General features: G+C 69.4%; 13 protein-coding genes. 6 read left to right on the top strand and 7 right to left on the bottom strand.

The features are described from left to right. Positions 1–217: 217 nt before the first annotated feature. Positions 218–1,084 (top strand): DMT family transporter, encoded by an 867-nt coding sequence (locus tag ACEN98_RS31870; protein WP_413388838.1) that lies wholly within the window; start codon positions 218–220, stop codon positions 1,082–1,084. Here ACEN98_RS31870 and ACEN98_RS31865 read toward each other — a convergent pair. After that, positions 1,081–3,393 (bottom strand): GH92 family glycosyl hydrolase, encoded by a 2,313-nt coding sequence (locus tag ACEN98_RS31865; protein WP_413388837.1) that lies wholly within the window; start codon positions 3,391–3,393, stop codon positions 1,081–1,083. The genes ACEN98_RS31870 and ACEN98_RS31865 overlap by 4 nt on opposite strands. A 112-nt stretch (positions 3,394–3,505) precedes the next feature. Between ACEN98_RS31865 and bla the strand changes: the two genes are divergently transcribed. Together bla and ACEN98_RS31855 are read left to right on the top strand one after the other, a co-directional pair. Continuing rightward, the gene (bla, locus tag ACEN98_RS31860) at positions 3,506–4,372 is read left to right on the top strand and encodes a class A beta-lactamase (RefSeq protein WP_413388836.1); all 867 of its coding nucleotides are present in this window, start codon (positions 3,506–3,508) and stop codon (positions 4,370–4,372) included. Continuing rightward, positions 4,372–4,854 (top strand): GNAT family N-acetyltransferase, encoded by a 483-nt coding sequence (locus tag ACEN98_RS31855; RefSeq protein ID WP_413388835.1) that lies wholly within the window; start codon positions 4,372–4,374, stop codon positions 4,852–4,854. The genes bla and ACEN98_RS31855 overlap by 1 nt, the downstream gene beginning before the upstream one ends. On the opposite strand, the gene ACEN98_RS31850 is transcribed toward ACEN98_RS31855, so the two are convergent. Beyond that, on the bottom strand, positions 4,846–5,301 hold the full coding sequence (locus tag ACEN98_RS31850; RefSeq protein WP_413388834.1) for a hypothetical protein: 456 nt from the start codon (positions 5,299–5,301) through the stop codon (positions 4,846–4,848). The two genes, ACEN98_RS31855 and ACEN98_RS31850, sit on opposite strands and share 9 nt — an antisense overlap. Before the next feature lie 173 nt (positions 5,302–5,474). On the opposite strand from ACEN98_RS31850, the gene ACEN98_RS31845 reads away from it, so the two are divergent. Further along, the gene (locus ACEN98_RS31845) at positions 5,475–6,059 is read left to right on the top strand and encodes an NAD(P)H-dependent oxidoreductase (protein ID WP_413346141.1); all 585 of its coding nucleotides are present in this window, start codon (positions 5,475–5,477) and stop codon (positions 6,057–6,059) included. 10 nt (positions 6,060–6,069) lie between these two features. Here ACEN98_RS31845 and ACEN98_RS31840 read toward each other — a convergent pair whose 3' ends face one another. The 3 genes from ACEN98_RS31840 to ACEN98_RS31830 all read right to left on the bottom strand — a co-directional run bounded on the left by ACEN98_RS31840 (position 6,070) and on the right by ACEN98_RS31830 (position 7,870). Beyond that, positions 6,070–6,504, bottom strand: coding sequence for a universal stress protein (locus ACEN98_RS31840; RefSeq protein ID WP_413388833.1), 435 nt, complete (start codon positions 6,502–6,504; stop codon positions 6,070–6,072). 2 nt (positions 6,505–6,506) lie between these two features. After that, a complete protein-coding gene (locus tag ACEN98_RS31835) occupies positions 6,507–6,965 on the bottom strand; it encodes a universal stress protein (protein ID WP_413388832.1) in 459 nt (152 codons plus the stop codon). 74 nt (positions 6,966–7,039) lie between these two features. Further along, positions 7,040–7,870: a MaoC/PaaZ C-terminal domain-containing protein gene (locus ACEN98_RS31830; protein ID WP_413388831.1), complete on the bottom strand. Its 831-nt coding sequence runs from the start codon at positions 7,868–7,870 to the stop codon at positions 7,040–7,042. A 131-nt stretch (positions 7,871–8,001) separates the two neighbouring features. Here ACEN98_RS31830 and ACEN98_RS31825 point away from each other — a divergent pair, with 131 nt between their 5' ends. After that, entirely contained in the window at positions 8,002–9,129 is a 1,128-nt protein-coding gene (locus ACEN98_RS31825; RefSeq protein ID WP_413388830.1) for a branched-chain amino acid ABC transporter substrate-binding protein, read from the top strand. Here ACEN98_RS31825 and ACEN98_RS31820 read toward each other — a convergent pair. Next, the gene (locus tag ACEN98_RS31820) at positions 9,119–9,727 is read right to left on the bottom strand and encodes a TetR/AcrR family transcriptional regulator (RefSeq protein WP_413388829.1); all 609 of its coding nucleotides are present in this window, start codon (positions 9,725–9,727) and stop codon (positions 9,119–9,121) included. The genes ACEN98_RS31825 and ACEN98_RS31820 overlap by 11 nt on opposite strands. A gap of 275 nt (positions 9,728–10,002) precedes the next feature. On the opposite strand from ACEN98_RS31820, the gene ACEN98_RS31815 reads away from it, so the two are divergent. Next, on the top strand, positions 10,003–11,001 hold the full coding sequence (locus ACEN98_RS31815; RefSeq protein ID WP_413388828.1) for a diacylglycerol/lipid kinase family protein: 999 nt from the start codon (positions 10,003–10,005) through the stop codon (positions 10,999–11,001). On the opposite strand, the gene ACEN98_RS31810 is transcribed toward ACEN98_RS31815, so the two are convergent. Continuing rightward, the gene (locus tag ACEN98_RS31810) at positions 10,998–13,754 is read right to left on the bottom strand and encodes an EAL domain-containing protein (protein WP_413388827.1); all 2,757 of its coding nucleotides are present in this window, start codon (positions 13,752–13,754) and stop codon (positions 10,998–11,000) included. The two genes, ACEN98_RS31815 and ACEN98_RS31810, sit on opposite strands and share 4 nt — an antisense overlap. Positions 13,755–13,851 lie beyond the last annotated feature (97 nt).

Here is a 13,851-nt window from a genome sequence, read left to right as displayed (position 1 = left end):
AGACCCTTGCGGAAATGGCCGTGTTATCGCTATCGAATAGAAGCACATTCTGCGCGTGCTCCCTTACCATGGCGCCTATCCATTATTGCGGCGCAGCATCGCTTACCCGGCAATGTCCGCGTCCGCCGCTTTTCGTTCAGGAGCCCTCGTGTCGAATGCAGTGTCACGGGCGGGCGCCGGCTGCCGGAGTGATCCCTTCGCAGCCGAACTGCCGCTCATGCTGATCACCCCCGCGCTGTTCGCAGCGAACCTCGTCGTCGCCCGCTGGGCGCAGGGCGCGGGGATCCCGCCCGTCTTCCTCGCCTTCGGGCGCTGGATGCTGGCGTTCCTGATCCTGCTGCCGTCGTGCGGTCCGCGCCTGTGGGCGCTGCGCGGCCTGCTCCGCGCCAACTGGCAGCGCATCCTGCTGCTGGCCGGCCTCGGCATGGGCCTTTCCGTTGCACCGCAATACGTCGGCGCGCGCCATACGAGCGCGGCCAACGTGGGCATCATCTTCGCCGCCTGCCCGGCGCTCGTGACCCTGATCGAAACGCTCGTGTGGAAGGCGCCGCTGTCGCGCCGCCAGGCCGGCGGCATGTTCCTGGCGATTCTCGGCGTGCTGGTCGTGCTGTCGAAGGGCGACGTGACGGCGCTGGGCCAGCTGGAATTCGGGCGTGGCGACCTGTGGGTCGTGCTGGCCGCGTGCGGCTGGTCGTTCTACACCGTCTTCAACAAGCGCCTGCCGCTGCCGCCGCTGCCGTCCACGGTGAAACTGGCCGCGCTGATCGGCGGCGGCGCGCTCGTGCTGGCGCCGTTCGCCGCGGTCGAAGCGGCCAGCGGCACCGTCGCCGACTTCGCCGACGGCCGCCTGTACGCGGCGCTCGCCTTCCTCGCCGTCGTGCCGAGCCTCGGCGCGTACTTCTTCTTCGACCGCCTGGTGGGCGCGGCCGGTCCGGCGCGCGCGAGCCTGACCGTGTACCTGATCCCGCTGTTCGCGACGCTGGCCGCGTGGCCGCTGCTGAAGGAGCCGCCGCACCTGTACCACGCGGCCGGTTTCGCCGTCATCCTGGCCGGCGTCGCCGTCGCCAGCATGCGCCGCCGTTAATACGCGGTCTGGGTATAAGGGCGCGCGGCCGGCGCCTTGCCCCAGTCCCTGTTCGGCGTGGGCTGCATCCGGAACACGAGTTCCCCGCCCGCCACGATGTCCTCGTGGCGCAGCACGCTGCGCGCGAGCGGCTTGCCGTTCAACGTCACGCTGCCCACGTACGGGTTCGCGTCCGAGAGTCCTTCCGTCCGGATCGTGAAGCGCTTCCCGTTCGGCAGGTTCAACGCCGCGCGCTCGACGAAGGGCCGCCCGATCACGTACTCGTTGCTGCCCGGCGCGACGGGATAAAAGCCCAGCGCCGTGAACGCGAACCAGGCCGAGATCTGGCCCAGATCGTCGTTGCCCGCGAGGCCGTCCGGCGTGTCCTTGTACTGGCTCTTCACGATCTGCGCGAGGCGCGCCTGCGTCTTCCACGGCGCGCCCGCGTAGTTGTACAGGTACGCCACGTGGTGCGACGGCTCGTTGCCGTGCGCGTAGTGGCCGATCAGGCCGGAGATGTCTTCCATGTGCGCGTACACGGTCGGGTCGATCGTCGCGTCGAACACCTGGTCGATCTTGTCGATCAGCCCCGCGTCGCCGCCGAGCATCGTCACGAGCCCCGCGTTATCGTGCGGCATATACCAGGAATACTGCCACGCGCTGCCTTCCGTGTAATCGCTGCCGAAATTCGAGCGCACGGGGTCGAATGGCTCGCGAAACGTCCCATCCGACTTCTTCGCCCGCACGAAGCCGGTCCCGGGATCGAACACGTTGCGCCAGTTCTGCGCGCGCTGGTAGTAACGGTCGGCCACGTCGCGCCGGCCCATCCTGTCGGCCATGCGCGCGATGGTCCAGTCGTCGAACGCATATTCGACCGTCTTCGACGCCGCTTCCGGTTCCAGGTCGATCGGCACATAGCCCAACTTCATGTAGTGCTGCAGGCCGCCGTACGGGCTATACTCCGCGCTCGCGGTCATCGCGCGCAGCGCCTCGTCGGCGTCGAAACCCTTCAGGCCCTTCATGTACGCGTCGGCGATGACGGGCACCGCGTGGTAGCCGATCATGCACCAGGTCTCCAGGCCGGCGAACTGCCACACGGGCAGGATGCCGTACGGGCTGGCTTTCTGCGATTCGACCAGCGAGCGCACGAAGTCGGCGTTGCGCCGCTCCGGCTGGATCAGCGTCAGCAGCGGATGCAGGGCGCGGTACGTGTCCCACAGGGAGAAGGTGGAGTGGAAGCGGAAGCCCTGCGCCTGGTGCACCTGGTTGTCCGGACCGCGGAATTTGCCGTCCGCGTCCATGAACAGGCTGGGGGCCAGCAGCGCGTGGTACAGGCTCGTGTAGGCCATGCGCTTCATCGGCTGCGGCGCGTCGATGTCGACGGCGCCCAGGGCGTCTTCCCACGCGTCGTGCGCGCGCCGGCGCTCGGCATCGAAGTCCCAGCCCGGCATCTCCGCGAGGTTGGCGAGCGCGCCGTCTTCGCTGGCGCCCGACACGGCCACCTTCACGAGCACCGTGCCGTCGGCGGGCGTGCCGAAGCCGAACGTGCCTTCCAATGCCTTGCCTTCGACGAGGACCTTGTCGGCGGGCGTCTTGCCGGGCGCCGCGAAGCCCCTGTATTCGACGCCTTCCTCGCGGTTCATCAACTGGTGCGCGACGATGGGCCGCGAGAAGCGGATCGCGAAGTACAGCTGGCGGCCCGGCGCCCAGCCGCGCGTCGCGCGCATGCCCGTGACCGTGTCGTTGCCGCGCAGGCGTACGCGCGACCAGAGATTCTTGCCGGACCAGTCGTAGATGCTGGAGCGCAGGTCCAGGATCACGTTGGCCACCGCGCCCGGCCTGAAGCGGTAGCGGTGCAGGCCCACGCGCTCGCTCGCGGTCAGCTCCACGTCGACGTCGTTGTCCAGCAGTTTCACCGCGTAATAGCCCGGCTCCGCGCGCTCGTCCTTGTGCGAGAAGCGCGAGCGGTAGCCGCTGAACGGGCGTTCTGGATACCCCGGTTCCAGCTTCACCTGGCCGGCGGTCGGCATCAGCAGCACGTCGCCCAGGTCCGAGTGGCCGGCGCCGGAAAAATGCGTGTGCGAGAAGCCGAGGATCGAATCGTCCTCGTAGCGGTAGCCGGCGGCCCACGGATAGCCCTGGCGGAAGTGGCGCACCTGCGTGTCGGGACTGAGCTGCACCATGCCGAACGGGCGGGTCGCACCCGGGAACGTGTGGCCGTCGCCGCCGGTGCCGATGAAGACGTCGACGTTGTCGGTGCGGTTGGCGGCGTGGGCGGGCGAACCCGCGCACAACGCGGCGATGGCGAGGGGCAGGATGGAATTGTGCATGTCGTCTCCAGTCGTGTGCCTGTAAACCCGAACCATATCGCGAAACTTTCCGAAGCGGCAACCGGAACGTCTTGCGGCATAATGACGGCCGCGTCCACCATCAGGAGAACCCATGACCGACACGACACGCCGCACCGTCCTGCGCGCCGCGCTGATCCTGCCCGCGATCGGGCTGGCCGGTGCCGTCCATGCCGCCGCCGACGCCACGCAAGCGCTGGCCGCCCTCGAACGCCGCGCCGGCGGCCGCCTCGGCGTCGCCGCCTGGCGCCGCGGCGGTGCGAACGTGATCGCGTGGCGCGGCGACGAGCGCTTCCCGTTCTGCAGCACGGCCAAGGTGATGGTCGTCGGGACCGTGCTGACGCAGGCGGCGCGCACGCCGGGGCTACTCGAGGAGCGCGTGCGCTACAAGAAGACGGACCTGGTGTCGTGGTCGCCCGTGACGGAACAACACGTCGACGACGGCATGACGACCGCCGACCTGTGCGCCGCCGCGCTGCAGGTGAGCGACAACAGCGCGTGCAACCTGCTGCTCGACCGGATCGGCGGCCCGGCGGCCGTCACCGCGTTCGCACGCCGCCTCGGCGACACCGCGTTCCGTCTCGACCGCCGCGAGACCGAACTGAATGCCGCGATCCCCGGCGACCCGCGCGACACGACGACGCCGCGCGCGATGGCCCGGAGCCTGGAAGCGCTGCTGCTCGAGCAAGCACTCGCGCCGGAGTCGCGCCGCCGGATGCTCGACTGGATGCTCGCCAACACGACCGGCAAGGAGCGCATCCGGGCCGGCTTCCCGGCCGATTGCCGCGTGGCCGACAAGACGGGCACGGGCGCCCACGGCACGACCAACGACGTCGGCATCGTGTTTCCCCCTCGGGGCCAGCCCGTGATCGTGGCCGTCTACCACACGGGTTCGAAAAGCGACAGCAAGGTTGTCGCCGACGCCGCGGCGATCGTCGCACGGGCGCTGGGGACCGCCTGATGCGGATGGTCCCGATGGCGGAGGCGGACCTGGACGCCGTGCTGGCCGTGCAGGCCGCGTGCTATCCGCGGGCCATGCGGGAAGCGGCGGACGTCGTGCGGGCGCGCCTGCGCGCGAGCCCGGACACGGTGCTCGTCGCGCGCGACGCCGACGGCATCTGCGCGTACCTGTTCGCGTATCCGTCGCGGCTCGGCAAGGTGACGCCGCTCGGCGGCGATTTCACGCTGCCGGACACGCCAGATACGCTGTACCTGCACGACCTCGCGGTGGCACCGCGCGCGGCGGGGCAGGGCGTCGCGCGCCGCCTGGTCGACGCGATGCTGGCGCGGGCCGGCCGCCTGCGTCATTCGGCCCTCGTGTCCGTGCAGGACTCGCGCCGGTTCTGGGAAAACCTCGGCTATGCGGCGGCGGCCGGCGACGGCGCGGCGCTGGCCACGTATCCGGCCGGCGCGCTGTACATGGCCAGGCGGCTGTCAGCGTGAGGATGGGCGGCGCGTGGCCACGTGCAGCGTGGCGCGCGCCGCGTGTCCGCGGGCCCGCACCTCGGCCGGACGGGCCGCCACCGTGAGCGCCAGCTCGCCGGACAGGCGGTGCAGGTCCAGCACGTCCACCAGCGCGGACAGCACCTGGCGGCCCAGCATGTGGTCGCCCCGTTCGACGTCCGGCAGCACGTGGTGCAGCGCGGACAGCACGACGGCGTTTTCCTCGCGGTGCTCGTGCAGGTGCAAGTAGCCCAGGGTTTCCATGATCAGCTCTTCGTGCCGGAAGGCCGCCTCGACGGCCGCCACGAGCGCCGCGAAACCGTGCGCAACCATGTCGTCGGGGCCGGACACGATCTCGCCGATGCGCCGGCACAGCATCTTGCGGCCATGCCGCAGCGCGGCGCAGATTGCGCGTGGACGGCTGGGACTGGCACGGGTGGCAGACATGTTCGCTCCTCGGAGTCAGAATTTTCTTAGACTTCCGATATCACGAAAAAATCCCTGTGGTTTGATATCTCGCAACGTAACAATGTTCTGTTCGGTTAGCCTGATTGAGGGAATACAGATCGAAGGCGAAAAATGAGCGCTGTACAAGTCGAACGAGAGCATGGCGGTTGCTGATGGGGGCACGCATTCTATTGATCCAGGGCCATCCCGATTGCCACCGCCCGCACCTGTGCCATGCGCTGGCCGAGGCGTACGTGGACGGCGCGCGCGATGCGGGGCATGACGTCGAGGTCGTCGAGCCGGCGCGGATGAACTTCCCTCTGCTGACCAGCCCGTCCGAGTGGTGGCACGGCTCGGCGCCGCCGCAGCTGGCGGCCGTGCAGGAGGCGATCCAGCACGCGGACCACCTCGTGTTCGTGTACCCGCTGTGGATGGGCGACATGCCCGCGCTGATGCGCGGCTTCCTGGAGCACGTCACGCGGCCCGGCGTCTTCATGGACGACCCGCACCGGCCGTTCGGCGCCGGCTTGCTGGGCGGACGCAGCGCGCGGCTCGTCGTCAGCATGGGCATGCCGGCGGCCGTCTACCGGTGGGGCTACGGCGGGTACGGCATCAAGATGATGCGCCGGCAAATCCTCGGCCGTGCCGGTATCCGGCCCGTGCGCGCGACGCTGGTCGGGCGCGCCCATTCTCTGTCGGCCGAGCGGATCGACATCTGGCGCGACCACCTGCGCCGCCTGGGCGGCTCGGCGACCTGAAACAACACATCTAGCGCACCACGAGCACGGGGATATCGCAGTGGATCAGCACCCGCTGCGTCTCGCTGCCCAGCAGCCGCGCGGCCATGCCGTGGCGGCCGTGCGAGGCCATCACGATCACGTCGCAGCCGTGTGCGCGCGCCGTCGCGATGATGCCTTCCCACGGCGGGCCGGGCGGCGCAAGCACGGTCTCGCACGGCACGCCGGCCTCGGTGGCGCGCCGCACGACGTAGTCGAGCGCATCGCGGCCCTGGCGGTCGGCCTCGGCCCGCCAGGCGTCGTAGAACGGGCCGCCGATGTCGCCCGTCGCGAGCAGCGGCGACTCGCCCGCCACGTGCACGCCGACGATCGTGCCGCCGCCCAGTTTTGCCAGTCCCAGCGCGGACCCGAGGGCGGCCGCGCCCCGTTCGGTGCCGTCGACGGGGACGAGGATGCGTTTGTACACGGTCACTTCCTCCCGGCAGCGTGGGGCCGCATGACCATGACGGGCACGTGGGCGTCGCCCAGCACTTTCTGGGTCACGCTGCCGGCCAGCAGCCGCGACAGCCCGCGCCGGCCGTGCGAGCCCATGAAGATCAGGTCGCAGGCGTGGCTGTCGGCAGTGGCGAGGATGGCGTCGGCCGGCGAGTAGTCGAGCACCGCCAGCGAGGTGCATTTCACGCCGGCGGCTTCCGCGGCATCGGCCACGATGCGCGCGTGCTCCTTTGCGGCGGCCAGCAGGACGGCGTCGTCGAGGCCGGGATCGATGGCCATCGCGGCTTCCGCCGACGCGATGGGCGGTTGCGGCTGGCCGACGGCGAGGACGACGACTTCGCTGCCGTGCGCGCGCGCGAAGGCGATGGCGGCCTGCTCGGCGGCGGCGGAGACGTCGGAACCGTCCGTGGGGATGAGGATGCGGTCATACATGATGATTCCTCCTGAGAGTCCGATGGGGACGACCTCAGGATGGCGAATCTATCAAGCAGTTTCTTTGATCTACATCAAATGGTCCGGAAGCTGCCTTCCGCCACGATGCGTCCGCCGCCCCCGACGGCGAAGCTGCCGGCTGCGAGGTCGGCGCCGAGCACCAGTTCGCTGCCGAGCGCGGCCGGCGCCCGGAAGCGGCCTTCCAGCGCGAGGATGCGCCGGCCGCACGCCTGTTCCAGCTCCGCGCAGGCGCGCGCGAGCGTGTGCATGCCGTGGATGATCGGGCGCTGCATGCCCATCAGGCGCGCGCTCCACGTCCACAGGTGGATCGGGTTCCAGTCGCCCGAGATGCGGGCGTAGGCGCGCCCGGTATTGCGCGGCAGGCGCCAGCCCGTCAGCACGGGCAGGTCGCGCGCATCCTGGCGGCGCTTCCTGGCGGCCTGGCCGCGCACGACGAGGTAGGTGCTGCGGCACGTAAAAATGTCGGTGCCTTGCTGGCGCGCGACGGTGTCCAGTTCGGCGTACACGGCGCCGTTCTCGGCCGGCGGCCGGATGTTGACGGTCGTCGACAGCACGAGCGGGACGTCGCGAAGGGGCTCGGCCAGTGCCTGGAGGGCGTTTTCCGTGTGCACGGTGCCGGGCAGGCGGAACGGAAAGGCGTCGTCCAGCATCGTCGCCACGTGGGCGCGCTGGGCCAGCAGGTAGTAATAGGTGACGGGGATGCCTTCGTCGCGGAAGCCGAGGGCCTGGCGGTAGCGCCGCAGCTGGTTCGAATCGATGCTGTCGAGCACGTATGCGGTGCGCGGGGTGCGCACGCCGTTCAGGCGGCGCGGGCGTTTGAACAGGGCGCGCAGCAGGGTGGCGGCGCCCAGTGAGGGAAGCGGTGACGGAGAGTCGGCTGTCATCGTGGACTTCGGAAAACCAAAATCCCATTGTGCCTGAAATTCTGTGTTCCATTGCAAGACTTGTGAAATGCGCTCATCCGCGCTACCCTAACGTATTGGTATAAAGAACCGCAGTTTTAGATGAGGATGGAATGAAGAAGCAAGCGTTGTTGGTGTTGGCACTGTCCGCGGCGGGTCTCGCCACGGCCCAGGAGGTCGTGAAAATCGGCCACGTGGCCTCGATGACGGGACCGGTTGCCCATTTCGGCAAGGACAGTGAAAACGGCGTGCGCATGGCGATCGACGCGCTCAACGCGCGCGGCGCCACGATCGGCGGCAAGAAGGTGAAATGGGTGCTCGTGCAGGAAGACGACGCGGGCGACCCGAAGGCGGCGACCACCGCGGCACAGAAGCTGGCGGATGCAAGGGTAAACGCCGTGATCGGCCACGAAACGTCCGGCACGACGATCCCGGCGGCGAAGATCTACAACGACGCGGGCATCCCGCAGGTCTCGCCGTCGGCCACGAATCCGAAATACACGCAGCTGGGCTACAACACGGCGTTCCGCGTCGTCGCGAACGACATCCAGCTGGGCCGCGCGCTGGGCCGCTACGCCGTCAAGACGATGGGTGCGAAGCGCATCGCCGTCATCGACGACCGCACCGCCTACGGCCAGGGGCTCGTCACGGAATTCACGAACAGCCTGCGCCAGCAGGGCGTGAACCCGGTCGCGCGCGAGTTCACGAACGACAAGGCGACCGACTTCGCCGCCATCTTGACGCGCATCCGCGCCGGCAACCCGGACCTCGTGTTCTTCGGCGGCATGAACGCCGTGGCGGGCCCGATGCTGCGCCAGATGAAGCAGCTGGGCATCAACGCGAAGATGATGGGCGGCGACGGCATCTGCTCGGACGCCATGCAGCCGCTGTCGGGCAATACGATGACGGATGGCCAGGTCGTGTGCGCGGAAGCGGGCGGCGTGGAAGAGAAGGGCAAGGCGGGCATGGACAAGTTCCGCGCCGACTATAAAAAGCGCTTCGGCATCGACGTGCAGATCATCGCGCCGTATTCGTACGACGCGGTGCTGGCGATCGCTTCGGCCATGGACAAGGCGGGATCGAGCGCGCCGGCGAAGTACCTGCCGGCGCTGGCGAAGGTCCGCTATCCGGGCGTCACCGGCACCATCGCGTTCGACGCCCACGGCGACATCCGCGACGGCGTGCTGACCCTGTACACGTTCAAGGGCGGCCACCGCACGCCGATCGGCGTCACGAAGTAACGCTTGCCCGCGCGGGTGCGCGCATCAACTCGTCCACCAGCTGGCGGGTGGCCCGCAGCACCTGCTCGGATACGGCCGGGTTGCCCTTGGCGGCGCCGCGCGCCACCGCGAGACTCCCGATCATCGTCGACACGACGACCATCGCGCGGGCGAGGGCGTCGCTGTCCGGATCGTTCTGCGCGATCTGGCGCTCGAACGCGCGCACCATCACCATATAGCCCTCGGCGAAGCGGGCGCTGAGCGCCTTGTCCTGGCGCCCGATCTCGCTGGCCGACGCCGCCATCGCGCAGCGGTTGCCGAAGTCGTCGCGCGATTCCAGCGACAGGTAGCGGTCGAGGAAGCGCGCGAGGTCGGGCATGCCGTCCACCGTCCCCGAATACATGCGCGAATTGGCCTGGTCCAGGCCATACGACAGGGCTTCCAGCGCCAGCTCTTCCTTCGACCGGAAATGGGCATACAGCGCCCCGTGGGTGAGCCCCGCTTCCTTGCTGATCTCGGCGACCCCGACGCCGTCGATGCCGCGTTCGCGGAACAGTTTGCTCGCCGCGCGGATCAATGCGGCGCGGTTGTCGGCGGCCTTCTCTTTGCTGATTCTCATGCTGTGCGTGTGGTGCCGGAAGCGCGTCGCGTTGGCTGGGCGGCGCAGTCCCGTAGGATGAAATTATGATTGTGCCTGCGAGTATAGCGCTTCGCAGGTGGCGCTGCGCGTAGCGAAATTGTTGACATTGGCACGGGCGACGGAGAATGCACCATCATGGTGAAAGGGGACCGAAGTTACATTTCGTTCGCCACGTTCAGCGGGGCGGGCCGGTCGCGCGAATGCTGCTATCCTGCGCTTGTCCGATCAACCGCCGACCATGGAGATCCACGGCGATGCGCGCCGCATCACGTCCCGAACCTGTGCGCTCCGATGCCCCCTTCTACGTCGTCCTGAACGCCGGCTCCGGCCGGGCCGAGACCGACCTGCGTTGCACGACGATCCGCGCCGTGCTGGGCGCGGCGGGACGATCCTGCGAACTGGAGGTCGTGCACGATGCGGCAAAGCTCGCGGACGCGGCGCGCGTCACGGCCGGACGGGCGGCGCGCGACGGCGCCATCCTCGTCGCGGCGGGCGGCGACGGCACGCTCAACACGGTCGCGCATGCGGCCGTTGCGCACGGCTGCGTGTTCGGCGTGCTGCCGCAGGGTACCTTCAATTATTTCGGCCGCACGCATGGCATTCCGGAAGACCTGGCCGAGGCCGTGCGCGCGCTGCTGCACGCCCGCGTGCGGCCCGTGCAGATCGGCCTGCTGAACGAGCGGATCTTCCTCGTGAACGCGAGCGTCGGCATGTATCCGCACCTGCTGGAAGAGCGCGAGCACGACAAGCGCCAGTACGGCCGTTGGCGCGTCGTGGCCCTCCTGTCGGCCGTCAAGACGGCGCTGCGGGGCTACCGCAGCCTGCGCATCACCCTCGAACTGGACGGCCAGACGCGCCACCTGCGCACGCCTACGCTCTTCGTCGGCAACAATCGTCTGCAGATGGAACAGGTGGGCATGCATGCACTCGACCATGCGCTGGACGAAGGACGGCTGGTGGCGATCGCGCCGCGGCCCGTCGGGCGGTTGCGGATGCTGGGGTTGCTCGTGCGCGGGGCGCTCGGGCGGCTGGGCGAGGCGGAGGATGTCCAGGCGTTCGCGTTCCGGAGCATGACGGTGCGCGCGCCGCTGCTGTCGGCGCGGCGCAGGCTCAAGACGGCGACGGATGGGGAAGTGTGCCGGATGCGGTTGCCGCTGCGGTTCGAGGCGCTGGAGGGGCGGCTCCTGCTGCTCGCGCCCCCCGAAGACGCGGATGAGGAGACGGCAGCAGGCGCCGCCGTCGCAGCGCGCTAGCCTTCGGTCGCCGCGACCAGCCAGGCCTCGAGCGCGTCCAGCGGCATCGGCCGGGCCATCAGGTAACCCTGCACCTCGTCGCAGTCGGCCGCGCGCAGGAAGTCCAGCACCTCGGCCGTTTCCACGCCTTCCGCCACGACGGACAGTTTCAGCGCATGGGCCATGTCGACGAATGCCTTGATGAAGTCGAAGGCACTGATGCGGCCATCGGCCTGCAGCACGAACGAGCGGTCCAGCTTGAGCACGTCGATGTGGAAGCGCCGCAGGTAGGCGAGGCCGGAATAGCCGGTGCCGAAGTCGTCGACGGCCAGCTTGACGCCCAGCGCGCGCAGCTCGTCGAGCATGGCGGCCGTGCGCGGGATGTCTTCGATCAGGGCGCTTTCCGTCAGTTCCACTTCGAGGCAAGCGGCGGGGAGGCCGGTATCCGCCAGCGCAGTGCGGACGTCGTCGACGAACCCAGGCTGCGCGAGCTGGCGCGCGGAGACGTTCACGGACACGCGGATGGTGCGGCCGTGGCGGTCGATCAGGCGGCGCGTCTGGCGGCACGCCTCGTTCAGCACCCAGCGGCCGATCGGCAGGATCAGGCCCGTCTCCTCGGCGATGGCGATGAATTCGCCCGGCGAGACGCGTCCCAGGTCCGCGCTGTTCCAGCGGATCAGCGCCTCGATGCCGACGACGTTCATCGTGCGCAGGTCGATGCGCGGCTGGTAGTGCAGCTCGAACTCGGCGCGCGCGAGCGCGGGCCGCAGCGCCATCTCGAGCGCCATGCGCGCCTGGGCCGCGAGCGTCATCGCCGGTTCGAAGAAGCGGTAGCGGTTGCGGCCCGCGCGCTTGGCGCCGTACATCGCCGTGTCGGCGGTCTGGAACAGCAGCTCGCGGGTGCCGGCGTCGTGCGGGAACATGCTGATGCCGATCGACCCGCCGGCCGTCACTTCCTGGCCGCCCACGCGCACCGGCAGCGCCAGCGCGTCGAGCAGCTTGGCCGCGATCACTTCGGCATCCTGCGCGCCCGCGCACTCGGCCGCCACGACGAATTCGTCGCCGCCGAGACGGGCGATCACGTCGCCCGGCCGCATCACCTTGCGCAACCGCGCCGCGACTTCGCACAGCAGCGCGTCGCCCAACTCGTGGCCGAACGAATCGTTGACTTCCTTGAAGCGGTCGAGGTCGAGGAACATGACGGCGACGGCGCGGCCGCGGGGGCACTCGTCGAGCATGCGCTGGACGCGTTCCTGCAGCAGCGCGCGGTTGGGCAGGCCCGTCAACGTGTCGTGCGTGGCCAGTTGCTGCAGCCGGCGTTCGGCCTGCTTGCGGTCGGTGATGTCGCTCATCAGGCCCGTCACGGATTCCACGTTGCCGCACGGGTCGCGCCGCACGCTGCCATTGAACAGCACGTGCACGGAGCCGCCTTGCGCGTGGCGCAGCACCGCCTCCACGCCCTGCACCGGTGCGTCGGCGTCGTGCGCCGCGAGGCCGTGCCAGGGGAAGGCGACGAACAGGTCGTCGAGCGTGCGCGCGAGCAGCGCGGCGCGCGTATGGCCCGCGAGTGCGCACAGGGCCGGGTTGACGTCGAGGACGCGGCCGTCCGCGCTGGCCAGCACGTAGCCGGCCGGCGTCATCTCGATGACTTCGCGGAAGCGCCGTTCGCTGGCGCGCAGCTGGCGCTCCGCTTCCTCGCGCTCCGTCAGGTCGCGGATGATGGCCTGGAAGTATTCCTCGCCGCCGTCCTCGAAGCGCGAGATGTGCACCTCGGCCGGGAAGCTCGTGCCGTCCTTTCTCCGCTTGGCCATGCGCAGCAGGTGCGTCTGGCCGCCGCGCAGGCTGTCGAGCAGGCCCGGCGTGTAGGCGTGGTGGCCGTCGATGTCGCTCACGGACAGGCCGCTGAATTCGTCTTCCGTGTAGCCGAAGCGGGCGCACGCGCGGCCGTTGGCGGCGATGATGCGCAGGTCGGCGTCGGCGATCACGATGCTGTCGCCGGCCTGCTGGAACAGGTTGCGGAAGCGCTGCTCGCTCTTGCGGACGGCGTCCAGCGCGACGCGCTTGGCGGTGACGTCATGGAAGTACACCGAGAGCCCGTCCGGCGTCGGGTAGCAGCGTACCTCGACCCACGTCGCCGACGGCTGCCAGTACGCTTCGAAGAAGCCGGATTCGCCGCTGGCCAGCGCGCGGCGGTAGTGCTCGACGATGGCCGAGCCTTCGAGCGCGGGCGCGACCTCGAGCAGGTGGCGCCCGACATTCGGTGCCACGTCCACGCCGATGAACGCACCGGCCTTGCGGTTGGCGTACGTGATGCGCCACTCGCGGTCGATGGCGAAGAACGCGTCGCCGATACTCTCCAGCATGGCGTGCATGCGCTCGCGCGAGCGTTTCAGTTCGTCGCGCGCCGCGCGGTGCGTGGTGACGTCGCGCGCGCTCGCGTACACGAGCCTGGCGTGCGCGGACCAGCGCGCGGACAGCGACAGATAGATCGTCGCGCCGTCCTTGCGGCGCCAGCGCAGTTCGCGCTCGTGGCACGGCCGGCCGGCCAGCAGGTCGGCCGCGAGCGTGTCCATGGCGGCCCACTCGTCCGGATGCAGCAGCTCGCGCACGGGACGACCCGCCAGCTCGACCGGGCTGTAGCCGAGGATGTCCCCGGCCGCCGCGTTGGCGCGCACGATGCGTCCGGACGCGTCCAGCACGACCATCAGCTCGAAGGCAAGATCGATATGCGCGATGTAGTCGGCGGCGGAGGCGGGCAGGGCCGGCGCGTTCATGATGTGTTTCCAGTCAGACCGGGAATGATGCGGAAGAAGCCCGCACAGGCGCACGGATGGAAGATTGTATCATTCCGCGCGGCAACTCTTTTCCCGA

Origin of the sequence: Massilia sp. CT11-137 (assembly GCF_047302885.1) — a bacterium.
Lineage (GTDB): Bacteria > Pseudomonadota > Gammaproteobacteria > Burkholderiales > Burkholderiaceae_D > Telluria > Telluria orientalis.
The sequence above is the reverse complement of the archived record's forward strand: the minus strand, read 5'-3'. Positions and strand labels throughout refer to the sequence as shown.